The following is a 24,739-nucleotide window of genomic DNA, read 5'->3' as shown; positions in this document are numbered from 1 at the left end:
GCGCGGTTGGCGAACGTCGGAGCATGACCACCGACAGCCTCCCCAGCAGCCATCGCGCAGACGGCGGCACAGCCGGGAGTACCGCGAAGAAGAGGGGCGGACACCTGCCCGTACGGGAGCACCTCCCGGCCGGTCTCCGGGTCCCCGCCGCCTCCGGTGCCCCCGTGCTCGACGTCGTCGTCCCCGTCTACAACGAGGAGAAGGACCTCCGCCCCTGCGTCCTGCGCCTCCACGACCACCTCTCGCGCACCTTCCCGTACGCCTTCCGCATCACCGTCGCGGACAACGCGTCCACCGACTCCACCCCCGCCGTGGCGGCCGCGCTCGCGGCGGAGCTGCTCGGGGTGCGGTCGGTGCGGCTGGAGGAGAAGGGGCGCGGGCGGGCGCTCCGTACGGTCTGGTCGGCCTCCGACGCACCCGTCCTCGCCTATATGGACGTCGACCTCTCCACCGACCTCAACGCCCTCCTCCCGCTGGTCGCCCCGCTGATCTCCGGCCACTCCGACCTGGCCATCGGCTCCCGGCTCGCCCGGAGTGCGCGGGTGGTACGCGGGTCGAAGCGGGAGTTCATCTCGCGCGCCTACAACCTCATCCTGCGCTCCTCCCTCGCCGCCGGGTTCAGCGACGCCCAGTGCGGGTTCAAGGCGATCCGGAGGGAGGTGGCCGAGCGGCTGCTGCCGATGGTGGAGGACAGCGGCTGGTTCTTCGACACCGAGCTGCTGGTCCTGGCCGAACGGGCCGGGCTGCGCATCCACGAGGTGCCCGTCGACTGGATCGACGACCCCGACTCGACCGTCCACATCGTGCGGACGGCCACCGAGGACCTGAAAGGCGTGTGGCGGGTGGGGCGCGCGCTGGCCGTCGGCGCGCTGCCGCTGGACCGGCTGGCCCGGCCCTTCGGGGACGACCCGCGCGACCGGGCGCTGACCGGGGTGCCGCGCGGACTGGCCCGCCAGCTGGTCGGGTTCTGCGTCGTCGGGGTCCTCTCCACCCTCTTCTACCTCGCCCTGTACTCCCTCTTCCGGCTCGGCGTCGGGCCGCAGGTCGCCAACGGGGCCGCGCTCCTCGTCTCCGCCGTCGCCAACACCGCCGCCAACCGGCGGCTCACCTTCGGCGTACGCGGCCGGCGCGGAGCCGTACGCCATCAGGCCCAGGGGCTCGTCGTCTTCGCGATCGGCCTCACCCTGACCAGCGGCTCGCTCGCGGCGCTCGGGGCGGCCTCCGGATCTCCGTCCCACAGCGCCGAGTTGGCCGTCCTGATCACCGCCAACCTCGCCGCCACCGTGCTCCGCTTCCTGCTCCTGCGCGCCTGGGTCTTCCCGACCGGTGCCCACCGCACCCCAGAGCCCCGCCGCACCCCAGAGCCCCATCGCGCTCCCGATTCCGAGGACCTCCGATGACCACGACCACCGCCGCCCTCCCCTCGATCCCGGTCCCCGCGCCGCCACCCCGCGCGGGGACGGCCCCCGCTGGGCACGCCCCGCGCTGTACGGGCTCCTCCTGGCCGTCGGGGTCGCCTACTTCATCAACCTCAGCGCCTCCGGTTACGCCAACTCCTTCTACTCCGCAGCCGTCCAGGCCGGCAGCCAGAGCTGGAAGGCCTTCTTCTTCGGCTCGCTGGACGCGGCCAACGCCATCACCGTCGACAAGCCCCCGGCCGCCCTCTGGCCGATGGCCCTCTCCGTACGGCTCTTCGGCCTCAACTCCTGGGCGATCCTGGCCCCTCAGGTCCTGATGGGCGTCGCCACGGCGGCCGTGCTGAACACCGCCGTACGCCGTCGGTTCGGGCCGGTCGCCGGGCTGATCGCGGTCGGCGTCTTCGCGCTGACGCCGGTCGCCGCGCTGATGTTCCGCTTCAACAACCCGGACGCGCTGCTCGCCCTGCTGATGACCGTCACCGTGTGGTGCGTGCTGCGGGCGCTGGAGCAGGGGCGGACGAAGTGGCTGCTCTGGGCGGGGGCGGCGGTGGGGTTCGCGTTCCTGACGAAGACCCTCCAGGCGTTCCTGATCCTGCCGCCGCTGGCCCTGCTGTACGCGGTGTGCGCGCCGGTCTCCGTACGGAAGCGGCTCGGCCAACTCGCCCTGTCCGCGCTGACGATGGTCGTCGTCGGTGGCTGGTGGGTGGCGATCGTGGAGCTGATGCCCGCCTCCTCGCGGCCGTACGTCGGCGGTTCGCAGAACAACTCGTTCCTGGAGCTGACCTTCGGCTACAACGGGCTCGGCCGGCTGAACGGTGAGGAGACCGGGAGCGTCGGCGGGGGCGGTGGCCGTGGGGGTGGCGGTGGCTGGGGCGAGACCGGCATCGGGCGGATGTTCAACTCCGAGGTCGGCGGCCAGATCGCCTGGCTGCTGCCCGCCGCGCTGATCCTGCTGCTCGCCGGTCTCTGGCTGACCCGGAAGGCGGCCCGTACCGACTCCGCGCGGGCCGCGTTCCTGGCCTGGGGCGGGGCGCTGGTGATGACCGCCGCCGTGTTCAGCTTCATGGCCGGGATCTTCCACCAGTACTACACGGTGGCCCTCGCCCCGTACATCGCCGCGCTGGTCGCCATGGGGGCCGTGGTGCTCTGGGAGGAGCGGGCCGCCTGGTGGCCGAGGGCGGTGCTCGCGGGGACCGTGGCGGTGACGGTGGTCTGGGCGTACGTGCTGCTGGGCCGCACCCCGGAGTACCTGCCGTGGCTGCGGTGGGCGGTGCTCGTGGGCGGTCTGGTGGGGGCCGTGGGACTGCTCTTCGTGGGGCGCGTGGGGGGCCGGGCGCTGGCCCTCGCGGTGGTGGGGCTGAGCTTCGCGGCCTCGCTGGCGGCGCCGTTCGCGTACACCGCCAGTACGTTGAGCACGGGGCACCAGGGGTCGATCGTGACCGCGGGGCCGTCGGGCGCCGGGTTCGGGATGGGCGGGCCGGGCGGGGGCGGTGGCCGGGGCGGGCCGGGCGGTGGTTCGAACGGGGGTGACGGTGACCGGCGCGGGCAGCGCGGCGGTGCGCAGTTGCAACCGCCGGGCGGCCAGGCGCAGTTCCCGGGCCAGGGTCAGGGCCAAGGCCAGTTCCCCGGTCAGGGGCAGGGCCAGGCTCAGGGCAATCAGGGCCAGGGCAATCAGCAGGGCAACGCGACCGGTGGAATGCCGGGCGGTGGAATGCCGACCCTCCCCGGCGAGGGCATGAGGGGCGGTGGCGGCGGCATGGGCGGGCTGCTCAACGGCGCGTCCGTCTCCGCCGAGGCGAAGGCGCTCCTGGCGAAGGACGCGGACGACTACACCTGGGCCGCCGCCGCCATCGGCGCGCAGAACGCCGCCAGCTACCAACTCGCCACCGGAGAGCCGGTGATGGCCATCGGCGGATTCAACGGCAGCGACCCGTCACCGACGCTCGCGCAGTTCAAGAAGTACGTGGAGGAGGGCAGGATCCACTACTTCGTCTCGGGCGGCGGCATGGGCGGCGGCGGCATGGGCGGCGGAGAAGGCGGGGGAGGCATGGGCGGAGGCGGCCTGGGCTCCTCCGGCACCTCCTCCCAGATCTCGTCCTGGGTGACGGAGAACTTCACCGAGGTCACGGCCGGCAGTGCCACGTTCTACGACCTGACGCAGCCGGTGAGTTGACGGATCACGGCGTACGCGGCCGGGCCCCGGCGGCCGGTTCTCGGTGGCCGGGCTCCCGGCGGGCCGGGCTCAGAACCCGGCCGCGTACGTCCAGAAGTCCCGCATCAGCTGCGGTGCGGCGGGCCCGGCCAGCTCCATCTGCGTGAGCAGGACGGCGACCGTACCGGTGGACGGGATGATGTGCGCCGAGGTGCCGGTGCCGCCGATCCAGCCGTAGCGGCCGAGTACGTTCCACGGGGCCGTGATCTCCACGTCCACCGAGCCGCCGAACCCCCACCCCTGGCCCTCCGTGAAGAGCCCGCTCTCCGCGCGCTGGGCCGGGGTGAGGTGGTCGGTCACCATCTGGCGTACGGACTCCGCGCTCAGCACTCGCCGCCCGTCGTCCGCCAGGCCCCCGGCGAGCAGCATCCGGCCGAAGGCGTACCAGTCGTCGACGGTCGAGACCAGCCCACCGGCCCCGGAGGGGAAGGCGGGCAGCCGGCTCCACCGCCCGTCGGGCGCGTCCACCAGCTCCGGCCCGCCCGCCGAACTCCCCTCCCCCGCCCGGTAGTAGCCGGTGAACCGGTCCAGCGCACCGGGCGCCACGGAGAACCCGGTGTCCGTCATGCCGAGGGGCTCGAACAGCCGCTCCGCCAGATACGCGGGCAGCGGCCGGTCGGCGGCGCGGGCGACGAGGACACCGAGGATGTCGGAGCACGTGTTGTAGAGCCAGCCGTCGCCCGGCTGGTGGAGCAGCGGGATACGGGAGAGCGCGGCCATCCAGGCATCCGGCCCGGGCACGGCCTGCGGCCGGGGCGGGCCCTGTTTCAGCTCGGCGAAGAGCGGGGCGACGGCCGGGAGCGAGAAGTCGGACGGGAAGCCGTACCCGGCCCGGAAGGTCAGCAGGTCGAGGACGGTGATCGGGCGCACCGCCGACACCACGTCGCCCACCGGGCTCTGCGGGGTCCGGACGACCAGCGGCGAGGCCAGCTCGGGGAGCCAGGCGGCGACCGGGTCGGCGGGGGCGATCACGCCGTCCTCGACCAGGGTCATGGCGGCCGCCGCGACGATCGGCTTGGTGACCGAGGCGAGGCGGAAGACGGAGTTCCGGCGCATGGGCGTACTCCCGGAGAGCAGGGCCGAGCCGGCCACCGCCACCTCCACCCGAACACCTCGGTCGCCCTGGGAGCCCTGATCGCCACGGCCGCCCCGATCATCCCCGGCGCCCTGATCGTCCCGGGAACCCCGATCGCTGAGGGCGCCTCGATCACCGTGGGAGCCCTGGCCGCTCCGATCGCCCCGGGCGACCAATGCCACCGCTCCCGGCGCGGATCCCCGGGCGATATGGGTGTCCAGCAGGTCCTGCAGTCCGTGCGGGGTGCTCATGGGCGGGCCTTTCTCCGTACCGCGTGCTCTGGCGTGAGTCCGCCCTCCTTGGTGCGTCCCCCCGTGGGCAGCGGTCCGTGAGCGGTGATCGGACTGTAAGACGTCGTCGGCCGCCGAAAGAAAGCGCCACGACCGTAAAGAGATGAGACTCCGGATTCGCCCCCGCGCTCAGCGGCCCCTGGCGTCCGGGCTCACCGCCCCCGCACCACCAGGTCCGCCACGACCGCCCGGTGGTCCGAGGCATGGCCCGGGGCGGGGCTCTCCGGCACCCAGGCGCGCCGCACCTCGGCCGTTCCCTTCGCCACCGCCACGTAGTCGATCCGCTTGACCGGGTCCCGGGCGGGGAAGGTCGGCGCCCCCGGGTCGGCGTCCGTCAGCCCCTCCCACAGCGCGGCCAGCTCCGGGGCGGCGGGCTCCGCGTTGAAGTCGCCGAGCAGGATCTTCGCGCCCCGGTCCTCGGCCATGATCCGCCGGGTGTCGGCGACCTGGGCGGTCCGTACGGCGGGGTCCGGGCGGTAGTCGAGGTGGGTCACGTACACGTGCAGGGGCCGCCCCTTCACCCGTACGACGGCCTCCGCGAACCCCGGAGCGGGGGCGGGGACCGGGTACGGGTCCTGGGTCGAGAGGCGGGTGATCTCGTGGTTCTCGGCGCTCACGATCCGGTACCGGGACAGCACGGCCACCCCGAACTCCGCCCGGGCACCGCCAGGTTGGGCCGGGTCCAGGCTGTAGATCGGCGCGAAGAACACATGCATGCCCAGCCGCTCCGCCAGCTCGCCCGCGAGATCGCGCCACTCGCTGCGGGCGCCCCAGTGCCGGTCGACTTCCTGAAGGCCGATCACATCGGCTCCCAGCAGCCGGAGTTCGTCGGCCTGCCGGTCGAGATCGAAGACGTTGTCCATGCCTGCCCCGGCATGGATGTTGTACGTGGCCACCCGCAGCGGAACGCCGCGGCCGGGGGCGGTCGTGGCGGCGGCGGGCGGGGAGCCGATCAGGGTGCCCAACAGGGCAGCGGCGAGGGCGAGTTGCGTGATACGGCGACGCGGTGACATGGCTCTCTCCGGTCAGGTCGGCGGGGGTCGCGCACAGGCGTCGGAACCGTACCGCTCGGGCCGCGCGGGGCCCGCCGACACGACCGGGGGCGGCACCGTAATCGACTTGTACGCCGTACAAGGGCTGCCTTACGGTGTACGACGTCCACGTCCTATACACCGTACGAGCAAGAGGGCGGCACCCGATCCGTCCATCTGCCGGTCCACCGCGCCGGAGCCCCGACCCCGTGACCCAGGAGAGAGAGCCCGCATGACGGCGCCCGCCGCACCGCGAACCGAACCGGCCCCCCAGGGGCATCCGCAGCGCTGGCTGATCCTCGGCGTCATCTGCCTCGCCCAGCTCACCGTGCTGCTCGACAACACCGTCCTCAACGTGGCGATCCCCTCCCTCACCACGGAGCTGGACGCCTCCACCGCCGATGTGCAGTGGATGATCAACGCCTACTCGCTCGTCCAGTCCGGTCTGCTGCTCACGGCGGGCAGCTCCGCCGACCGCTACGGGCGCAAGAAGATGCTGGTCGTGGGGCTCGCCCTGTTCGGCATCGGCTCGCTGGCGGCCGGGCTCGCCCAGTCGTCCGGCCAGCTCATCGCGGCCCGCGCCGGGATGGGGGTCGGGGGCGCGCTGCTGCTCACCACCACGCTCGCCGTCGTCGTGCAGATCTTCGACGACTCCGAACGGGTCAGGGCGATCGGCCTCTGGGCGACCGTCAACTCCCTCGGCTTCGCGGCGGGGCCGCTGGTCGGGGGGTCGTGCTGAACCACTTCTGGTGGGGTGCGATCTTCCTCGTCAACATCCCGGTCGCCGTGATCGGCCTGGTCGCCGTCGTCCGGCTCGTACCGGAGTTCAAGAACCCGCGCGGGGAGCGGCCCGACCTGCTCGGCGCGCTGCTCTCCACGGTCGGGATGACGGCGGTCGTGTTCGCGATCATCTCCGGCCCCGAGCACGGCTGGGCGTCGGCCCGGGTACTGCTGACGGCGTTCGTCGGGGTCGTGGTCCTCGCCGGGTTCGTCCTGTGGGAGTTGAGCATCCCGTACCCGATGCTCGACATGCACTTCTTCCGGAACCAGAAGTTCATCGGTGCGGTGGCGGGCGCGATCCTGGTCGCCTTCGGGATGGGCGGCTCCCTCTTCCTGCTCACGCAGCACCTTCAGTTCGTGCTCGGGTACGGACCGCTGGAGGCCGGTCTGCGGACGGCACCGATGGCGCTCACCGTGGTCGCCCTCAACCTGACCGGCCTGGGCGCCCGGCTGGTCCCGAGGCTGGGGACGCCCGTGACGATCGCGGCGGGGATGAGCGCGCTGGCGGCCGGTCTCGCGGCCGTCGCGGTGCTCGGCCGGGACGGCTACACCGGGATGCTGCTCGGCCTGGTCGTGATGGGGGCGGGGATCGCCCTCGCGATGCCCGCGATGGCCAACGCCATCATGAGCGCCATCCCGCCGGAGAAGGCCGGGGTGGGCGCGGGGGTCAACGGCACCCTGGCGGAGTTCGGCAACGGGCTCGGGGTGGCGGTGCTGGGCGCGGTCCTGAACATCCGCTTCGCCGCCCTCGTACCGGCCGCCGTGGGAGCCGCGTCGCTGCCCGCCGCGCTGGCGGCCGCCGACGGGCCGGGGGAGCGCACGATCATCAAGGACGCGTTCGCGTCGGGCCTGGAGGCCAGCCAGTTGGTGGGTGCGGTGGCGGTGCTGGCGGGCGGCCTGCTGGCGGCGCTGCTGCTGCGCCGGGCCGAACGGGCGGAGGCGGCGACCGGCGAGGCGGGGAAGCCCGGCGAGGCGGGGAAGCCGTGAAGACCGGGGCCGGTGAGGGGCCTGAGACGGCCGGAGGGCGGGCAGACTCGACGGGACCCGCGGCATAACATCGGGGGGACGCACGTACCGGACGGTAAGCATCCGGTACGTCGGCCTCCCGGCGGCCGACAGCCGGTAGCCGACAGCAGCAGCCGACGGGCGGCCATCAGCAGCCGGCAGGTGGCAGGACCGTACGGCGGGGACGGCCCAGCGAGGGCAGGACCGTACCGTACCGGCGGGGACGGCCCCGCAAGACGAGGAGAGTGTGCGCCATGGTGTCCGCGTCCGACCCCGCGAAGAGCCCCGCGCGGACCAGCGTGTGGCTCGACCGACGGACCCCGTCGCGCTCCCGCCGCACCGAGTCCCCGGCGGGCCTGGACCGCAACCGGATCACCGAGGCGTCCGTACGGCTGCTGGACGCCGAGGGGCTCGCCAAGTTCTCCATGCGCCGGCTCGCCGCCGAACTGGACGTCACCGCGATGTCCCTCTACTGGTACGTCGACACCAAGGACGACCTCCTGGAGCTGGCGCTCGACTCGGTCTACGCGGAGATCGCCCCGCCGCGCGAGGACGCCGACTGGCGGGACCGGCTGCGCGAACTCGCCCGCAGCTACCGGGAGCTGATCGTCCGGCACATCTGGATCTCCCCGCTCGCCGGGACGTTCCTCAACATCGGCCCGAACTCGATGCTGTTCTCGTACGCCGTCCAGGACGTCATCCGGGCCACCGGCCTGCCCCTGGAACGGCAGACGGGCGCGCTCTCGGCGTGCTTCCAGTTCGTGTACGGATTCGGCACCGTCGAGGGCCACTTCAAGGCGAGGTGCGATGCGACCGGGCTGACGGAGGACGAGTACCACCGGCACGCCATGGGCACGATCCGGGCCCAGCCGCACCTGCGGAAGATCGTCGAGTCCTCCGACGAGCTGATGGCGGCCCGGGGCGGCGACACGGTCGAGGAGATGCGGGAGCGGGACTTCGTCTTCGCGCTGGACCTGCTGATCGCGGGCATCGAGGCGATGTGCGACCGTACGGGCTCCGCGACGACGCCCGCGCAGTAGCCCTGCCCGGGCCCACGGTCCTCCTCAGCAGCTCTGCCCGGGGCCCCGGCCCTCTCAGCGGCCCCGTCTCTCAGTAACCCCGCCCCGTGTCCACCGCCAGCTCCGGCCGCCGCCCCGCCGCCACGGCCTCCCAGCAGGCGGCGAAGTCCTGGGCCACGTCCTCGTCGGCGGTGATCCCCGCGGAGTGCGAGGTGATGACCGTACGGGGCAGCCGCCAGACCGGGTCGCCGGGCGCGGCGGGCTCCTCGGGCAGCACGTCCAGCACCGCGCGCCGCACCCCGCCGCCCCGCAGCGCGCCCTCCAGGGCCACCGGGTCCACGGTCGCGCCCCGCCCCACGTTGACGAACGTGGCGCCCCGCACCGCCGCGAACCGGCCCGCCCCGAAGAAGCCCTCCGTCGCCCCGGTCAACGGCAGCGCGGCGACCACCCACCGCGCCCTCGCCAGCTCCTCCGCCTCCGCTTCCGGGTCCTCCTCCGCCCCGATCACCCGGTCGAAGCCCGCCGGGGGCGCCCCGGTCCGCGCGGTCCGGCCCACCCCCACCGTCCGCACCCCACAGCTCCGCAACAGCCCGGCGACGGCCCCGCCGATGCGCCCGGTGCCGTAGACGAGGGCGGTCTGCCCGGCGGCCAGCTCCGTGGGGAGCCGCCGCCACTCGGCGCGGGCGTGCTGGGCGACGTACTCGGGGACGGCCTGGCACTCCGCGAGCACCCAGCCCAGGACGTACTGGGCGATCCGCTCGCCCATCCGCCCCACGGTCCGGGTCAGCAGCGCCCCGGCGGGCCACGGTCCCGCGGCGAGCAGCGGGTCCGTACCGGCGTTGACGCTGTGGAACCAGAGCAGCCGCTCGGTACGCAGGGCGTCGGGCAGCACGGCCCCCACACAGAGAAGGGGCCCGTCGGCCGTGAGAAGCGGACCGTCGGCCGCCCCGCCTGCCCCCACCTGCTCGGCGCCCCGCCCGGCGATGCGCTCCAACTCCCGTACGAGAGAGGCACTCAGCCCGGGCGCGACCAGCAACCGGGCCCGCGCGAGAAGCTCCGGGGCGGGCACTCCCGGCCCCTCCCCGGGAACCGCCTCCGGCACCGCCCCCGGACCGGGCATCAGCGCCCCGGCGCCAGGTGGGCCGGGAAGCCGCCGGTCGCGACGGGACCCCAGCGCTCCGGGGTGACCCGGATGATCGACTTGCCCTGCTTCACCATGGCGGCCCGGTACTCGTCCCAGTCCGGATGCTCACCGGAGATGTTCCGGAAGTACTCGACGAGCGGCTCGACCGATTCCGGGGCGTCGAGCACCTCCGCCGTACCGTCGATCTGCACCCACGGCCCGTCCCACTCGTCGGAGAGGACGATCACGCTGACCCGCTCGTCCCGCTTGGCGTTCCGGGTCTTGGCGCGCTCCGGGTACGTCGACATGACCAGCCGCCCCGCACCGTCGACCCCGCAGGTCAGCGGGGAGCCCTGGGGGCGGCCGTCGGCCCGGGTGGTCAGCAGGACCGCCCGGTGCCGGGGGCGTACGAACGCCAGCAACTCATCGAGGTCCACGGTGGTGTTGGTCGCGATCTGGGGAGCCATGGCCACACCCTACGACCGCGCACGCGCCGGACGGAGGCAACGAACCACCACATCCACCGAGCCCACCGCGTCCACCGAGCCCTCCGGCACCCACGGCATCCACCGAGCCCCCCGCATCCGCCGCCGGTCCTCCGCGTCCCCTCCGGCTACCCCGGCAGCGCCTCGCCCTGGACGGCCTGGATGTCCAGCTCCACGCGCAGGGTGGTGCCGATGGCGGAGATACCGGCCTGGACGACCTGGTTGTAGTTCATCGCGAAGTCGTCGCGGCGCAGTTCGGCGGTGGCGTGGAAGGCGGCGCGCACCCCGCCCCACGGGTCGGGTCCGGTGCCGAGGTAGGTCAGGTCGAGGTCGACGGGGCGGTTGACGCCGTGCATGGTCAGCTCGCCATGGACGGTCCAGCGGTCGGGCCCCGCCGGGGTGAGGCCGGTGGAGCGGTAGGTGATCTCCGGGTAGCGGTCGACGTCCAGGAAGTCGGGGGAGCGCAGGTGCTTGTCCCGCATGGTGTTGCCGGTGTCGACGCTCGCCGCGCCGATCACCGCGTCGACCCGGGAGCGGGAGACGTCCTGCGTGATCTCGATACGGCCGGTGAAGTCGGTGAACCGGCCGTGCACGCTGGAGATCCCGAGGTGCCGGGCGACCGCGCCGACCGAGGAGTGGGCCGGGTCCAGCGACCAGGTGCCCGGCGGCGGCAGCTCGATCCCGCCCTGCCGGGCCAGGACGATCTGCCCGCCCTCGATCCGGCCGCTCGCCGTGACGAGGGCGGTGGAGGCGGCGGGGGCGTACCCGACCGCCGTGACGATGACCGTGTACGCGCCGGCCGGCAGGGACCCGTCCGTGCGGACGGCCCCGTCCTCGTCGGCCGCGGCCCGCAGCACCTGGGTGCCGGTCATGTCGGTGACCGTCACGACGGCGTGCTGGACCGCCCAGCCGTCCCGCGTCCGTACCTGTGCGCGAAGTCCCATACGTATCTCTCTCCTACTCCTGGCTCCATGGCCCCGGGGGCCACATGAGTCGGGCCCCGGGGTGGGTACGGCAGGCCGTCCCCTGCCTGCCGTACCCACCACCGGGGCCCCTTTCCACCCGGCCGCGACAGCCTCTCCGCAAGAAGTACTGCCCGGCCAGGGGGCTTTGCGATCCCTTCACGTGTTCACGTGCTCTCCCCAAGGCACACGCGCGCGGGTGGGGGAAGGATCAATCCGAGGGCCGGTCACTCACCCGGGTGGGAGAGTTCGATGTCGTGCCCGTCGATCCCCGTACCGCTGACCGTCACCGCGCCCGCCACCGGCGGGTAGCCGGTCGCGACGACCGAGTACTCGCCCGCGTCCAGGTCGGTGAAGGCGTACGCGCCGTCCTCGCCGGTCGTCGCGGTGGCGACCACGTTGCCCGCCGCGTCGATCAGCGTGACCCGGGCGTCGGCCAGCGGGGACCGGGCGGCCCCGGCCCGAACGGTGCCCCGCACCAGCGCACCGGCCCGCAGCGCGGCCTCGACGCGGGTGACGCCCTGCCCGCCGATCTCCACCGGCAGCGCCAGCGGGCGGAACCCGGCCGCGTTGACCGCGACGGTCACGGAGCCCGGGACCAGCTCGCCGAACGCGAACTCGCCCGCCCCGCCGGAGGTTCCGGTGGCCAGGACATCGCCCCGGACGTCGGTGACGATGACCATCGCGCCCTCGACCGGCGCCCCGGACTCGGCGGCCCTCACGGTTCCGGCCAGTCCGCTCGTACCGGAGAGCAGGATGTCGAAGGCCAGCGGCTCCGCGCCGACGACCACCGTGGACGCCTGCGGCTGGAAACCGTCGGCGGAGGCGATCAGGACGTAGCTGCCGGAGCCCGGCGCGTCCAGGGCGTAGCCGCCGTCGTCCCGGGCGACGGACCGCCCGAGCTGACGGCCGTCCAGCGAGATGAGGGTGACGGCCGCGCGGGCGACCGGAACCCCTTCGGCGCCGCGCACGATGCCGTGGACGGGGGTGCCCTGGCCGGAGCCGTACGAGGCCATGGCCTCGGAGGCCACCGTGTCCGTGTCGACGGAGGCGACCCCCGCCGCGCCCTCCGAGACGAGAGCGGCCGCACCGACGGCAGCCGGAACCTCCGCTTCCACAGCGGTCTCCCCGGCGGTCTCCTGAGGCTCGTTCACGGTGGCACCGGCACTGCCCTTCAGCGCGACCTCCTTGATGAAGAGCGTCACGATGAAGGCGATCAGCGCGCACGGGGCGGCGTAGAGGAAGACGTCACCGACGCCGTGCCCGTACGCGGCCTCCATGACCAGCCGGAACGGCTCGGGCAGCTTGTCCAGGTCGGGGATGCCCCCGCCGCCGGTACCGCCGTGGCCGAGCTTGGCGCCCTCGGGGCCGAGCGCGGCGAGGCCGTCCTGCACGTAGTGGGTGACGCGGTTGCCGAGGACGGCACCGAGCGCCGAGACGCCGATCGCACCGCCGAGGGAGCGGAAGAAGGTGACGACGGAGCTGGCGGAGCCGAGGTCCTCGGGGGCGACCTGGTTCTGCGTGGCGAGGACCAGGTTCTGCATCATCATGCCGATGCCGAGGCCCATGACGAACATGTAGGCGGCGACGTGCCAGTACTCGGTGTCGTACCGGATGGTGCCGAGCAGTCCGAGCCCGGCCGTGACCAGGAACCCACCGCTGACCAGCCAGGCCTTCCAGCGGCCGGTCTTGGTGATGACCTGCCCGGAGACGGTCGAGGAGAGGAAGAGCCCCGCGATCATCGGGATGGTCATGACGCCGGACATGGTCGGCGACTTGCCGCGCGCGAGCTGGAAGTACTGGCTGAAGAAGACCGTGCCCGCGAACATCGCGATGCCGACGAAGAGCGAGGCGACGGAGGCGAGGGTGATGGTCCGGTTACGGAAGAGGCGCAGCGGAATGATCGGTTCGGCGGCGCGCGACTCGACGAGGACGAAGACCAGGCCGAGCAGGACCGAGCCCGCGACCATCACGTACGTCTGCCAGGAGAGCCAGTCGTACTTGTCGCCCGCGAAGGTCACCCAGATCAGCAGCAGCGAGACGGCGGCGCTGATGAAGAACGCCCCGGCCCAGTCGACCTTGACGCCCTCGCGCTTGACGACCGGGAGCTTCAGGGTCTTCTGGAGCACGATGAGCGCGATGACCGCGAACGGCACACCCACGTAGAAGCACCAGCGCCAGCCCATCCAGCTGGTGTCGGTGATGACACCGCCGAGCAGCGGGCCGCCGACGGTGGCGACCGCGAAGACGGCACCCAGGTAGCCGCTGTAGCGGCCGCGCTCGCGCGGGGCGATCATCGCGGCCATGACGATCTGCGCGAGGGCGGAGAGACCGCCGACGCCGATGCCCTGGACCACGCGGCAGGCGATGAGCATGCCGCTGCTGGTGGAGAGCCCGGCGACGACCGAGCCCAGGACGTAGATGATCAGGGCTATCTGGACCAGCAGCTTCTTGCTGAAGAGGTCCGAGAGCTTGCCCCAGAGGGGGGTGGTGGCGGTCATGGCCAGCAGTGAGGCCGTGACGACCCAGGTGTAGGCGCTCTGGCCGCCGCCGAGGTCGGAGATGATCTCGGGAAGGGCGTTGGAGACGACCGTCGACGACAGGATCGCGACGAACATGCCGAGCAGCAGCCCGGTCAGCGCCTCCATGATCTGGCGGTGTGTCATCGGCGCGCCGTCGGAGACGCCGGAGCCTGCGGAGCCGCCGGGGCTCGCGTGGCCTCCATGACCTCCGTGCTTGGCGTGGCCGCCCCGCACACCGGTCGGTGTGGTCGTAGCCATTGAGTTCCTTATCCGTGCGTATTTGCTTCTGTTAAACAGATGTACGGGTGTACGCGTCGTCGATCGAGCCGTTCCGGCACTCGCCGGAGTGGCTTCCGGGGGCGCAGCCACCGGGTCCGCGACAGGCGAAGCTGTCGCGCAGCCGGGACAGCAGCTCGTTGAGCCGGCCGACGTCGTCGTCGGACCAGTCCGAGAGGTTGCGGGCGAACACATCGGTGGTCCGCCGCGTCAGCTCGTCGAGCTGCGCGTGACCGCCGGCGGTCAGCCGCAGGATGCGGGACCGCTTGTCCGCCGGGTCCGGGGACCGCTCGATCCAGCCGTGCTCGGCCACATGGGCCACATGGCGACTGGTCACCGAGAGGTCCACGGCCATCAGCTCGGCGAGCCTGCTGAGCCGCATCTCGCCGTGCCGGTCCAGGAGCGTCAGCACGGCGGCGGAGCCGCCGGGACACTCGGGGGGCAGGGCGCGGGCGAGCCCCCGCTTGACGGCCCCGACAGCGCTGAGCTGCCGGGCCAGTTCCTCGTACCGACTCCGCGCGGCCACGGAACCTCCAGCGCGCTGATGTCTGTGTTGCCGGTCATGTCACCGGTCGCATCACCGGCCATGTTGTTGCTTAGGGCAACCATAGAAGCCGTTGGTTGCTACAGGCAAACGAAAACGGCCTTGCAGAAGTAAAGGAACACCAAAGCCTCCGTAGCCCCCCGGTCAAGCGCGCTCCTTCCCGCGCTCCCCCGCTCTCCGCCGCTGGTCGGACGGGCCGCCGACCGCCCCCGGGGGTTGGGCGGCAGGCCCGAGTTCGCTAGGGTCCTGCCCCATGGCACACAACCCCCACGCCCCTCAGCCGGGCCCCGAGGGCACCCCTGATCCGGCGGGCAGCACGCAGATGTTCCGCGCCTTCGTCGACGAGGGCGAGCCGCAGCGCCGGGCGCAGCCGGCCGCGACCTCGTCCGGTCCGAGAGTCGGGGTGATCGCGGCGGTCGCGGCGGTCGTCATCGTCCTCGGCGCGGTGGCGTGGCTCGCCCTGAGCTGATGACCTGACGAACCCGACCGCACGCATCCGTACGGCGTCTGTACGGCTTCTGTGCGGCCTCGTACGGCCTCTGGTGAGGCCGGTACGACCTCTGTACGGGGCTCTGTACGGGGCCGCACGGCTCCCGTACGACCTCCGTACGCCCGGAACGCCCGTGGGGGCGGACGGTGGACTCGCACCTGCGAGCCCGCCGCCGACACCACGGGCGTTCCGTCTTTTCCTTCGGCGGTCTTCCGGACTTCCGGTCCTCCGGGCTCACTCCCAGACGGCGGAGACGTCCCGGGTCTCGACGCGCATGCCCAGGGGGACGCGCCAGGACTCCAGGCAGACGGTGTACGTCTCCGAGCGCGTCGACCCGGCCGCGATGGGTGCGGGCAGCGGCTGGCTGGTCCTGATGGTGGCCCAGTCGACGCCGAGGGCCCCGATGATGTGCGTGGCGAAGGTGACGGTCCCGGAACGGGCCGGGGAGCCACCGGTGTTGCGGAACTCCACGGTCACCTGCTCGCACCACCGCTTGCCCGCCGCCGCCCGCTGAGGAGCGCCGAGGGCCAGAGAGGCCGGGGTGGCCGGGGGAGGGGGAGTGCTGGGGCCGGGGCTGCCGGGAGGCGAGGGCTCGGCGGGCCTGCTCGGCTTGTTCGGCTCGGGCGGCTGAGGCGGCTCGGGAGACCCGGGGCCTCCGGGGCTCGTCGAGGACGGATCGCCCCCACCCGGCACCCTCGTAGGCTCCCCACTGCCGTTGCTCCCCACCCGGGCCCCTGGTGGGGACGGCGCCGGGCCCACCCCCGTACGCCCCTCACCACCAACAGACTCTCCGGGAGACCCGCCGGGCGACGAGGACTCCCCTGAGGCCCCTTCCGGCGACCGCCCTGAGGGCCGTTCCCCACCGCCAGGACGGCCCTCTTCCCCCTCACCGTCCAACGGAACCAGCGTCACGCCCCCCGAGGGCCCTGAGGCCCGTCCGCCCTCCGGTCCACCGCCGGCCGCGCCCACGGCCGCGTAACCGCCCCCGGGGCCACCCCCGCATCCGGCCAGGAGACCGCCGCCCAGGCACAGCGCGGCCGCCGAGGCGGCGATCAGGGTGCCTCGGCGGCCGAGGGGCCGGTGTGCGGGGCGTACCCGAGGGTTCTGAGGTGTCGGACGCGGCATCGCGCCAGTGTGGCTGACGCCCCGTCAAATCAGAACCCTCGTGCGGGCCTCAGTCGGAGATGAGCCCTTCCCGGAGCTGGGCGAGGGTGCGGGTGAGCAGCCGGGAGACGTGCATCTGGGAGATGCCGACCTCCTCGCCGATCTGCGACTGGGTCATGTTGGCGAAGAACCGCAGCATGATGATCTGGCGCTCGCGCGGGGCGAGTTTGGCCAGCAGCGGCTTGAGGGACTCCCGGTACTCGACGCCCTCCAGCGCCGCGTCCTCGTAGCCGAGGCGGTCGGCGAGGGAGCCCTCGCCGCCGTCGTCCTCGGGGGAGGGGGAGTCGAGCGAGGAGGCGGTGTACGCGTTGCCGACGGCGAGGCCGTCGACCACGTCCTCCTCGGAGACGCCGAGGGCCCGGGCCAGCTCGGGCACGGTCGGGGAGCGGTCGAGCTTCTGGGCCAGCTCGTCGCTGGTCTTCGTCAGCGCGAGCCGCAGCTCCTGGAGGCGCCGGGGGACCCGGACGGACCAGGAGGTGTCGCGGAAGAAGCGTTTGATCTCCCCGACGACGGTCGGCATCGCGAAGGTCGGGAACTCCACGCCCCGTTCGCAGTCGAACCGGTCGATCGCCTTGATCAGGCCGATCGTGCCGACCTGGACGATGTCCTCCATCGGCTCGTTGCGGCTACGGAACCGCGCCGCGGCGTACCGCACCAGCGGGAGGTTCAGCTCGATGAGTGTGTCCCGCACGTAGGTCCGCTCCGGACTGTCCGTTCCGTCGGGACCCGAGGCGGGGCCGAGCGCGGCGAGCCGCAGGAACAGGGAGCGGGACAGAGTGCGGGTGTCGATGGCTTCCGGCGAGCTGGTGAGCACGGCGGGTGCCGGCACGCTCTTGGTGAGCGTGAGCACCTTCGAGCTGCCCTGTTCTTCGGACATGCCACCCCCTTGAGGTCGCGGACGGTCGCGGTGGCCGCGACCATCGGAGGAACGCAGCCTCCACCTGAATACCGGAGGCGGGGCTGCGGCAAACGCGCTTCGAGCAGAATGTCACATGTCGGCAACACGCTGTAGTGACATGTCGACATCTCAACGCTGAATCCGCCCTGGAAACAAGGGGTGTGGGCCTTTTATGCCGTCAGAACCGCTGTCTTGACGGTCTACCCGTTCCGGTTACGCCTCGATCCTGTTTGCGGACCTCAGTCGGGCGAAACTTCTGGCCAGGAGCCTTGACACATGCATCTGGGAGACGCCTAGTTCGGCGCTGATCTGAGACTGGGTCAAGTTGGAGTAGTAGCGCAGGAGAAGGATGCGCTGCTCGCGCTCGGGGAGCTGGACGAGGAGGTGGCGTACGAGGTCGCGGTGCTCGACACCGGCGAGCGCGGGGTCCTCGTAACCGAGCCGGTCGAGGAGCCCGGGGAGCCCGTCGCCCTCCTGAGCGGCCTCCAGGGAGGTGGCGTGGTACGAGCGTCCGGCCTCGATGCAGGCGAGCACCTCGTCCTCGGAGATCTTCAGCCGTTCCGCGATCTCGGCGGTGGTGGGGGAACGCCCGTGAGCGGTCGTCAGGTCCTCGGTGGCGCCGGTGACCTGGACCCAGAGTTCGTGCAGCCGGCGGGGGACGTGGACGGTGCGGACGTTGTCGCGGAAGTAGCGCTTGATCTCGCCGACGACGGTGGGCATCGCGAAGGTGGGGAACTGGACGCCGCGTTCCGGGTCGAAGCGGTCGATGGCGTTGATGAGGCCGATGGTGCCGACCTGGACGACGTCCTCCATCGGCTCGTTACGGCTCCGGAAGCGGGCGGCGGCGTACCGCACCAGCGGGAGGTTCGCCTCGATGAGGGCGGCCCGGACGCGCCCGTGCTCCGGGGTCCCGGGCTCCAGCGCCTTGAGCTGACCGAAGAGCACCTGCGTGAGGGCTCTGGTGTCCGCCCCGCGGGTTCTGGCGGGCGGGGTGGTGGGGTCGGGGGTCTCGGTCTGGATCTCGTCGGCGGGGACGGCCTGAGCCCCCTGACCGGGGCCTCCGGGAGCGACACCGGACGAGGCCCCCTGCGGCGACCCCGGGGCGCCCTGAGCCCCTTGGAGCCCCTGGGCGCTCTGGCTCCCCTGGTGGGCCCCCTGGGAGACGGCCGAGGGCGGCTGAGCGGACTGGGGAGGCACTTGAGGCGCTGTACTGGCCGGCACGGTGACGCCACCCCTTCGCGGTCAACTACGGTCAACTCATCCGTCAAAAGCGGTCATAGCATCACAAGACATGTCCACTGTGTGCAAGCACCGCAAAATGCCGTGTTGACGGCATAACGGGTTTTAAACCCGACAAGAAAACCCCTCACCGAAGGGCGAGGGGCAGCTGATCGGGCTCGCGGGGCAGACCGTGAACAGGGGTCAGAAGGGGTAGTCCGCGATCACCCAAGTGGCGAATTCGCGCCACTGGCCGGCGGCAGCCTGGTGGGCGGGGTGCTCGATGTAGCGCTTGAGGGCGGCCTCGTCGGCGACGGCGGAGTTGATGGCGTAGTCGTACGCGATCGGCCGGTCGGTGATGTTCCAGGCGCACTCCCAGAACTCCAGCTCCGGAATCTGTCCCTCCAGCTCCCGGAAGGCACGGTCCCCGGCGACGACCCGCGGATCGTCCCGCTCGACGCCTTCGTTCAGCTTGAACAGGACCAGGTGGCGGATCATCGGTACCCCTACGGTTTTCGCTACTTGACCAGTTCGGTCATGAAGTCGCCGACGCTCTGGGCGGCGCTGGAAACGCCTTCGAACCCTACCCCCACCAGCTCGGCGGACCGCTTGGGAGAGGTGATGATCGTGTACAGCACGAAGACCACCACTATGTAGAGCGCGATCTTCTTCGCTTGCGCCACTGCCCTTGCCTCCCCGTAGACCCCGCCCCGAACCCAGCGTGCGATCGGCAGATTGTATCCGCACGTATGGCCGTATCCAGTGGCCGCTCCACCTCACTGACGCCCTCTTTAAGGCCTTACGACCCGCCGATCGGGGCCTTTTGCCCACGGAAACGGCCTCCGCGCCCTGGCACGCTGGATCCCGAGGCCTCCGGCCCTGGCAGGAATCCGGAGCCCTCGGAACAGGCACCCACTGTGGGCTACCGCCGCGCGAACCCCCCTGACCGCGACGGCAGACCGGGCCCCTGTTCCCACCGGGGGGAGCGGCTTGTCCCCCCGATGCCGCTTCCCCCGACCTACTTTCCCCGCACTGTGCGGGGCTCGCGGGCCGCCCGGCATCAATGGCCTTCTCCTCGGGAGCACCCCCGCTTGCGCGGGGAATGACGCCTCATGTGTCAGGGTCCACGCCCCTCAGTGGGGGCCACCCCTGCTTGTGCAGAGACGATCTGCTCGCGGCTGCGGTCAACTGGGAGCTGACCTGTGACCGTCGGTGTCAGACGGATCTGAGGAGGTTCCGGAGGTTGGCCATGTGGGCCTTGACGTCCGGTCTCTCGGTGGGGGCGGGCGAAGGGTCCCCGGCCCCATTGCTGTGGGTTTCGCGGCAGGGGCGGCAGAGGCCGTCGGGGAGCGCTTCGGACCGGCCGAGGCGGCCGCAGTCGGTGCACTCGACGAGGATGCGGCGGGTGGGCGTGGTGGTCGCCGGTGAGGTGCTTTCGACGGGCAGGTGGGGCGGCATCTTGTCGGTGAGGCGGCGGCGCAGGAAGCCGACGGGGGAGTTGATCTCGGTGGGGAGGCCTGCGGTGAGGGCGCTGGTCAGGTAGTCGACGCCTACGCCTCGGGCCAGCCATTCTGCTGCCTGGGGTTCCAGGGTTGCGCAGTCGTCTGCGGAGAGGGCCAGGCGGTGCTCGTTGCGGCCCAGGTGGGCCAGGGCGACGTAGGCGGGCGACGGGGTGGGGGCGGTGGCGTCGGACGTGGGCCTTGTTGCCGGTGCCGGGGGTGAGGTGCGTTGCTGCGGTACGGCTGTGAGCGCTGGTGCCGCCGGTGCGGGGGTGGTCGGTGTGGGGCTGGGGGCCTCGGTGGTGGCCGTTTCGGTGGCCGTCTCCGTTGCCAGGAAGGTGGTCCACCATTCGTTGTCCCGTGCCGTGCGGGACCAGAAGGTGCGGAAGACCCACCGGGTTTCGTCGCCTGAGCCGACCGAGCACCGTACGCGTCGTAAGTGGCCCGCCACCGACAGGGCCGTGAGCGCTGACGAGATCGCCTGCTGGCCGTAGAGCGGGAGCTGCTTGGCCAGTTGCTTCACGCTCATCGATGCGCCCTCGGGGAGATGGTCGATGAACCCGGCCACGTACCGCTCGCGCGTGGGGAGGAGGGTGAAGTCTGACGCGCTGCGAGGGAGTTGTGCGGGTGTCACGCGCTTGCCGTAGCCCGGGTTCGCCATCGGGTACGTCGGGGAGAGTGCGGGAGGTTGCGGGGCAGAGCTAGTGTGCTGGGTAGCCAATGGATCGTCCTTTTGGGTGTGCGATCTTGCGGTCAGACCCCGGCGTGGTGCGCAAACACCTGTCGGGGTCGCTTAGTTCTCGAACCGTAAGCAGTCGTGACGTTGCGCCGCAAGCTGTCACGATTAGTCATACTTCCCCAGCTGTGACCTGGGTGGGGAGGTGGGGAGGTTTTCCCAAACCCCTTCTCTTACCTGCCGGTTAAAGAAGGCGCTCGGGTCTCGGGGCTCGCATCCCGACGCCCGCGTCCCGGGGCCCGAGCTTCGGGCGGGGACCCCGTACCCGTACCCCCGGAAGAGTGAGCCGACCGGTCCCGACGCTCGGGGCCCGAAGTTGGGGACCCGAGCCTCGGGCCGCCCGAGGGCGTGGTCGCCCGGCCTCTCTGCGGTGGCGTCATCGTGGTCCCTGAAATCAGGTCAGGGCATCGATCGCCTTCACGATCAGGGCGCGTGCTGCCGAGCCGTACACAGCAGTCCGCCGCAGTTCCTCGAACGCCTTCGCGTACAGGGCGATCTCGCTGGGCTGCGTGATACGGACACGGGCCGATACCAGCTCGACCGAGACGAGCGAGTCGTCGTAGACGTGAAACGTCTCGCGAGGCCACTGCGCGCGGGGCGCGGTCGACGGGATGATGCCGAGCGAAACGGCGGGCAGGGCACCGGCGGTGAGGAGGTAGCCGAGTTGGGCGGCCATCGCATCGGCGTCACCGATCCGGTAGTGGAGGACGGCCTCCTCGATAAGGAGGACGAAGCGGTGGCCGCGCTCGTGGATGACGCGGGAGCGGTCGACCCGGGCGCGTGCGGCTTCGGCGCTGTCGTCGACCGGCAGGTCACGGAAGCGGGCGCTCATGCCGAGAACGGCGGCCGCGTAGCCCTCGGTCTGCAGCAGGCCGGGGACGAGAGTGGAGGAGTAGACGCGGAACAGCTCGGTCTGCCGGAAGAAGGCGACCGAGCTGTTCTGGAGCTGCTTGAGCCCATGTCGGACCTGGTGGCGCCATTCGGTGTACATCGATTCGGCGTGCAGCGACTGGGTGATGAGATCTTCCGCCTGCGCTTCCGAGCTGACGGCCCGGCACCATCGGCGGATGTCGCTTGCGGAGGGGGCCGTGCGGGCGTTCTCGATGCGGGAGGTCTTGGCGTGGTGCCAGCCGCACGCGGCGGCCAGCTCGGTGACCGTGAGCCCGGCCCCCTTGCGGAGGTCGCGCAGTCGCCTTGCGACGATCTCGCGCGCGGCCTGAGCCGATGAGGAGGGGGAAGCGGTCATGTGCCGGCCTGTTCAGGTGCAACTGTCAGCGGATTTCGTACTGGTCGTGCGGTACGCCCCGCTCCCATACGGCCTCGAAGGCTTCACCGCACAGCTTCGCCGCTGACGGGTCGGTGGTGTGCTCCGGGCCTTGGGACGAGCCGTCGCCTGCGAAGTGGTTCCACCGGACGAGGTGGTCGTCGAAGAGCCAGAAGTCGTTTCCTGGCAGCGCGATGCCGGAAGCCCGGCGGCGAGGCAGCCACCGTACCTGCTCCCCTGCGGCGATGTTCGTGAAGGTGTTGGAGTGCTCGTAGCGGATGTATTCGCTGACGGGCTCGGACACGATGCGGGCCCGGCGTATGACGACGCCTCGCCCGACGGTCTCGGCTACCAGGTCGAGCCAGGGGCGCCACCAGGAAGCGCGGTCTGCCGGGTCGTGGCGGAAGCCGGCCTCCCACTGGGCGAACGGGCCTTTCTCGTTGTCCACGGCGTAGACGTCCCGCATCTCGAGGTGGACGGCGGACCGTTCGCACTGGGCGAGCAGGTCAGCGAACCTGCTCGGCACGTTCGACGGCATCGCACGCCTTCCTGATCATGTCCACCATCCTGGCGGGGATGCGGACCACGGCTTCGGTGTCAGGGATTCCTACGGCGTGCCCGGGCAGTTCGAGCGCGGCGCATTCGGCTTCGAGTTCGGGGCCCGCCTTCCATCCCTGGAAGACGAGTTCGCCTTTCTCCTGGTCTACCCACACGGTCGGACTCTCGTCGTCTCCGGTCTGGGGGTCGATTCCGATGAACTGTAACGACATGCCGCTACCTCCGATCGAATGGCGTGCAGCCATGTGCAACACCGTTGAGCAGGGAGGGGGTTCGGGTCAAGGGGACAGGGTGCCATATGCCCCTGAGAGTGGGGTGGCTGCACAGCTATGCACATCGCTGGCGCGGGCGCGCGGCCCTTACCTAACGTCCGCGTATCTCACTTAACGCGACGGGGTGACTGCCCATGATGACGATCAAGGTGTACGCGGTGAATCGCGAGGGGGACGTTCGCGTCCTGCGCAAGCGGGCCGAAGTGATTCCGCTCGACGAGCCGGACACCTCGCAGCGACTTCCCGCCTGTGGATGCCCCCGGTGCGCGGAACCAGAGCCAGAGCCAGCGCCGGAGCCGGTGCAGTGACGGCCGTGGAGCGGGTTGCTGGGCCGGATGCTCTGTATCGTGTGTTCCTTGGCCACACCGTGGCCTGCGCGGTGTGCAGGGTGGGCCGCCGTCCCTGTCCGAAGGCCGTCGAACTGGGACGTACGTGGCGGGAGGCCCGGCGTGGTGTGTGACCGCTGTTGCGAGGCGATTCCTCCGGGGCAGGTGGAGGAGGTCGTGGTGGACGGGGCGTCCGGTGCGGGCGGCACGGTCGTGCTGCACCGGTTGCCGTGCCGGGTCCCGCCTCGCGTCCGGCCCGCGGCCTATCCCGTGGAGGGCGGGTGACCATCTCCTTGTCGGCCACGGATGTGCGTACCTGCGAGGCCTGTTGGACGGCTCCCGTCACCGCCGTGCGGCATACGTCCGCCGGCCGTGATCTGCTCTGCGGCGAGTGCGCCGAGGGCAACTACCCTCGCCGCGTCGACATCTTCCCGCCGTACGGCATCTACGGAATGTTCGATCCGCGCGCCTCCTGACCCTCGCCGCCGTCACCCGTGCGGGTGGTCGGACTGGGTGAGGGCACCACCGCCCACGCGGCGGGGCCACGCTGGCCCGATACCCGCTCCGGGAGGACACCGTGGACCAGCCGCTGATCTGCCCCCACTGCCCGCGGCGTCGGGTGCTCTGGCGGGACACCAGCCGGACCGGACCGGCCGAGCCGCAGCAGTGGGTCTGGTACTGCGCGGGCTGCGGGCGCATGTGGGAGCCCACTCCTGAGCAGAAGGCGTGGCGCCGTGGGGTGCCGAGGGGGCAGGGGCATTGGGTGCGGTAGCGCTTCCGCGTGAGCGTGAGCGGGGGCCGTATATGCAGAACGCCCCCTCGATCGCGTTTCCGCGGATCAAGGGGGCGTCAGAAGCGGTAGCGGTGGGATTTGAACCCACGGTGACGGGTTACGCCACACTCGCTTTCGAGGCGAGCTCCTTCGGCCGCTCGGACACGCTACCGAGAGAGAGCTTAGACCATCCCGGGGCGTGCACAGAAATCGGTTCCCGGGGGCGCGGGCCTGCCCCGGTCAGCGGGTGCGGAAGAAGGCCGTCAGTCGGCTCGCGCACTCCGTCTGCAGGACGCCCGCGATGACCTCCGGGCGGTGGTTCAGGCGGCGGTCGCGGAGGACGTCCCAGAGGGAGCCGGCCGCGCCCGCCTTCTCGTCGCGGGCCCCGTAGACGACCCGGGCCACCCGGGACTGCACCAGGGCGCCCGCGCACATCGTGCAGGGCTCCAGGGTGACCACCAGGGTGCAGTCGGTCAGGCGCCACTCGCCCACCGCCTCGGCCGCCCGGCGCAGGGCCAGGATCTCGGCGTGGGCCGTGGGGTCGCCGGTGGCCTCGCGCTCGTTGTGGGCGGCGGCCAGCTCCGTACCGTCGGGGCCCAGGACGACGGCGCCGACCGGGACGTCACCGGCCGACGCCGCCTCCTCGGCCTCGGCCAGGGCACGGCGCATCGGGGCCTGCCACGGATCGCGTACGGGGTCGGGGTCCGGCACAGGTACGCGTACGGGATCCGGGGAGGGCCGGGAGGAAGGGTTCGGAGGTCGTGCGGTCACCCGCGGACCTTAGCGAACACATGAGGGGC

At 71.8% G+C, this 24,739-nt stretch carries 22 protein-coding genes, 1 tRNA gene and 1 pseudogene; 6 read left to right on the top strand and 18 right to left on the bottom strand.

The features are described 5' to 3' along the window. Positions 1–23 precede the first annotated feature (23 nt). Both DJ476_RS16210 and DJ476_RS16205 read left to right on the top strand, forming a co-directional pair. The gene (locus DJ476_RS16210; protein WP_112490855.1) at positions 24–1,400 is read left to right on the top strand and encodes a glycosyltransferase; all 1,377 of its coding nucleotides are present in this window, start codon (positions 24–26) and stop codon (positions 1,398–1,400) included. Further along, on the top strand, positions 1,327–3,591 hold the full coding sequence (locus DJ476_RS16205; protein WP_112490854.1) for an ArnT family glycosyltransferase: 2,265 nt from the start codon (positions 1,327–1,329) through the stop codon (positions 3,589–3,591). The genes DJ476_RS16210 and DJ476_RS16205 overlap by 74 nt, the downstream gene beginning before the upstream one ends. A gap of 69 nt (positions 3,592–3,660) precedes the next feature. Here the strand turns inward: DJ476_RS16205 and DJ476_RS16200 are convergent, their stop codons facing one another. Further along, positions 3,661–4,956 carry a serine hydrolase domain-containing protein gene (locus tag DJ476_RS16200; protein WP_112490853.1) on the bottom strand — a complete coding sequence of 432 codons (1,296 nt, stop codon included), beginning with the start codon at positions 4,954–4,956 and terminating at the stop codon, positions 3,661–3,663. A 191-nt stretch (positions 4,957–5,147) separates the two neighbouring features. Beyond that, entirely contained in the window at positions 5,148–6,008 is an 861-nt protein-coding gene (locus tag DJ476_RS16195; RefSeq protein WP_112490852.1) for an endonuclease/exonuclease/phosphatase family protein, read from the bottom strand. 250 nt (positions 6,009–6,258) lie between these two features. Here DJ476_RS16195 and DJ476_RS16190 point away from each other — a divergent pair. Then, positions 6,259–7,861, top strand: a pseudogene (locus DJ476_RS16190) (MFS transporter). 204 nt (positions 7,862–8,065) lie between these two features. Beyond that, the gene (locus DJ476_RS16185) at positions 8,066–8,851 is read left to right on the top strand and encodes a TetR/AcrR family transcriptional regulator (protein WP_103420524.1); all 786 of its coding nucleotides are present in this window, start codon (positions 8,066–8,068) and stop codon (positions 8,849–8,851) included. A 70-nt stretch (positions 8,852–8,921) separates the two neighbouring features. On the opposite strand, the gene DJ476_RS16180 is transcribed toward DJ476_RS16185, so the two are convergent. The 5 genes from DJ476_RS16180 to DJ476_RS16160 all read right to left on the bottom strand — a co-directional run bounded on the left by DJ476_RS16180 (position 8,922) and on the right by DJ476_RS16160 (position 14,724). Beyond that, positions 8,922–9,950 carry an NAD(P)-dependent oxidoreductase gene (locus tag DJ476_RS16180; protein ID WP_112490851.1) on the bottom strand — a complete coding sequence of 343 codons (1,029 nt, stop codon included), beginning with the start codon at positions 9,948–9,950 and terminating at the stop codon, positions 8,922–8,924. Next, on the bottom strand, positions 9,950–10,420 hold the full coding sequence (locus DJ476_RS16175) for a PPOX class F420-dependent oxidoreductase (RefSeq protein WP_103420528.1): 471 nt from the start codon (positions 10,418–10,420) through the stop codon (positions 9,950–9,952). The genes DJ476_RS16180 and DJ476_RS16175 overlap by 1 nt, the downstream gene beginning before the upstream one ends. 146 nt (positions 10,421–10,566) lie before the next feature. Continuing rightward, on the bottom strand, positions 10,567–11,382 hold the full coding sequence (locus DJ476_RS16170) for a YceI family protein (protein ID WP_112490850.1): 816 nt from the start codon (positions 11,380–11,382) through the stop codon (positions 10,567–10,569). Between the two features lie 245 nt (positions 11,383–11,627). Then, positions 11,628–14,180, bottom strand: a complete 2,553-nt coding sequence (locus tag DJ476_RS16165; protein WP_112490849.1) for an MFS transporter — start codon at positions 14,178–14,180, stop codon at positions 11,628–11,630. A 31-nt stretch (positions 14,181–14,211) separates the two neighbouring features. Next, positions 14,212–14,724: a MarR family winged helix-turn-helix transcriptional regulator gene (locus DJ476_RS16160; protein WP_028415707.1), complete on the bottom strand. Its 513-nt coding sequence runs from the start codon at positions 14,722–14,724 to the stop codon at positions 14,212–14,214. Between the two features lie 271 nt (positions 14,725–14,995). Here DJ476_RS16160 and DJ476_RS16155 point away from each other — a divergent pair, with 271 nt between their 5' ends. Beyond that, a complete protein-coding gene (locus tag DJ476_RS16155) occupies positions 14,996–15,211 on the top strand; it encodes a hypothetical protein (protein WP_103420532.1) in 216 nt (71 codons plus the stop codon). A 255-nt stretch (positions 15,212–15,466) separates the two neighbouring features. On the opposite strand, the gene DJ476_RS35605 is transcribed toward DJ476_RS16155, so the two are convergent. The 9 genes from DJ476_RS35605 to DJ476_RS16115 form a co-directional block, all read right to left on the bottom strand. Continuing rightward, positions 15,467–15,709 carry a hypothetical protein gene (locus DJ476_RS35605; protein ID WP_103420534.1) on the bottom strand — a complete coding sequence of 81 codons (243 nt, stop codon included), beginning with the start codon at positions 15,707–15,709 and terminating at the stop codon, positions 15,467–15,469. Between the two features lie 697 nt (positions 15,710–16,406). After that, positions 16,407–17,273, bottom strand: coding sequence for an RNA polymerase sigma factor SigF (locus tag DJ476_RS16145; RefSeq protein WP_018489955.1), 867 nt, complete (start codon positions 17,271–17,273; stop codon positions 16,407–16,409). A 234-nt stretch (positions 17,274–17,507) separates the two neighbouring features. Further along, entirely contained in the window at positions 17,508–18,314 is an 807-nt protein-coding gene (locus DJ476_RS16140; protein WP_318294885.1) for an RNA polymerase sigma factor SigF, read from the bottom strand. Between the two features lie 402 nt (positions 18,315–18,716). Next, positions 18,717–19,010 (bottom strand): Dabb family protein, encoded by a 294-nt coding sequence (locus tag DJ476_RS16135; RefSeq protein WP_019766403.1) that lies wholly within the window; start codon positions 19,008–19,010, stop codon positions 18,717–18,719. A gap of 20 nt (positions 19,011–19,030) precedes the next feature. Next, the gene (locus tag DJ476_RS34925; RefSeq protein ID WP_162888396.1) at positions 19,031–19,195 is read right to left on the bottom strand and encodes a hypothetical protein; all 165 of its coding nucleotides are present in this window, start codon (positions 19,193–19,195) and stop codon (positions 19,031–19,033) included. A gap of 532 nt (positions 19,196–19,727) precedes the next feature. Continuing rightward, a complete protein-coding gene (locus DJ476_RS16130) occupies positions 19,728–20,732 on the bottom strand; it encodes a MarR family transcriptional regulator (RefSeq protein WP_167480382.1) in 1,005 nt (334 codons plus the stop codon). A gap of 409 nt (positions 20,733–21,141) precedes the next feature. Further along, the gene (locus DJ476_RS16125) at positions 21,142–21,993 is read right to left on the bottom strand and encodes a helix-turn-helix domain-containing protein (RefSeq protein WP_112490845.1); all 852 of its coding nucleotides are present in this window, start codon (positions 21,991–21,993) and stop codon (positions 21,142–21,144) included. Positions 21,994–22,018: 25 nt separating this feature from the next. Then, the gene (locus DJ476_RS16120; RefSeq protein ID WP_112490844.1) at positions 22,019–22,549 is read right to left on the bottom strand and encodes a DUF6879 family protein; all 531 of its coding nucleotides are present in this window, start codon (positions 22,547–22,549) and stop codon (positions 22,019–22,021) included. Beyond that, positions 22,518–22,781: a hypothetical protein gene (locus DJ476_RS16115; RefSeq protein WP_112490843.1), complete on the bottom strand. Its 264-nt coding sequence runs from the start codon at positions 22,779–22,781 to the stop codon at positions 22,518–22,520. The genes DJ476_RS16120 and DJ476_RS16115 overlap by 32 nt, the downstream gene beginning before the upstream one ends. Positions 22,782–23,448: 667 nt before the next feature. Between DJ476_RS16115 and DJ476_RS16110 the strand changes: the two genes are divergently transcribed. Then, positions 23,449–23,643 carry a hypothetical protein gene (locus DJ476_RS16110; RefSeq protein WP_112490842.1) on the top strand — a complete coding sequence of 65 codons (195 nt, stop codon included), beginning with the start codon at positions 23,449–23,451 and terminating at the stop codon, positions 23,641–23,643. 380 nt (positions 23,644–24,023) lie between these two features. Here DJ476_RS16110 and DJ476_RS16100 read toward each other — a convergent pair. Then, positions 24,024–24,111: transfer RNA gene (locus DJ476_RS16100), tRNA-Ser, on the bottom strand. A gap of 68 nt (positions 24,112–24,179) precedes the next feature. Continuing rightward, the gene (tadA, locus tag DJ476_RS16095; protein ID WP_112492534.1) at positions 24,180–24,608 is read right to left on the bottom strand and encodes a tRNA adenosine(34) deaminase TadA; all 429 of its coding nucleotides are present in this window, start codon (positions 24,606–24,608) and stop codon (positions 24,180–24,182) included. Positions 24,609–24,739: the final 131 nt, after the last annotated feature.

Origin of the sequence: Streptomyces bacillaris (assembly GCF_003268675.1) — a bacterium.
GTDB classification, from domain to species: domain Bacteria; phylum Actinomycetota; class Actinomycetes; order Streptomycetales; family Streptomycetaceae; genus Streptomyces; species Streptomyces bacillaris.
This window is presented reverse-complemented; position numbering and strand designations above follow the sequence as displayed.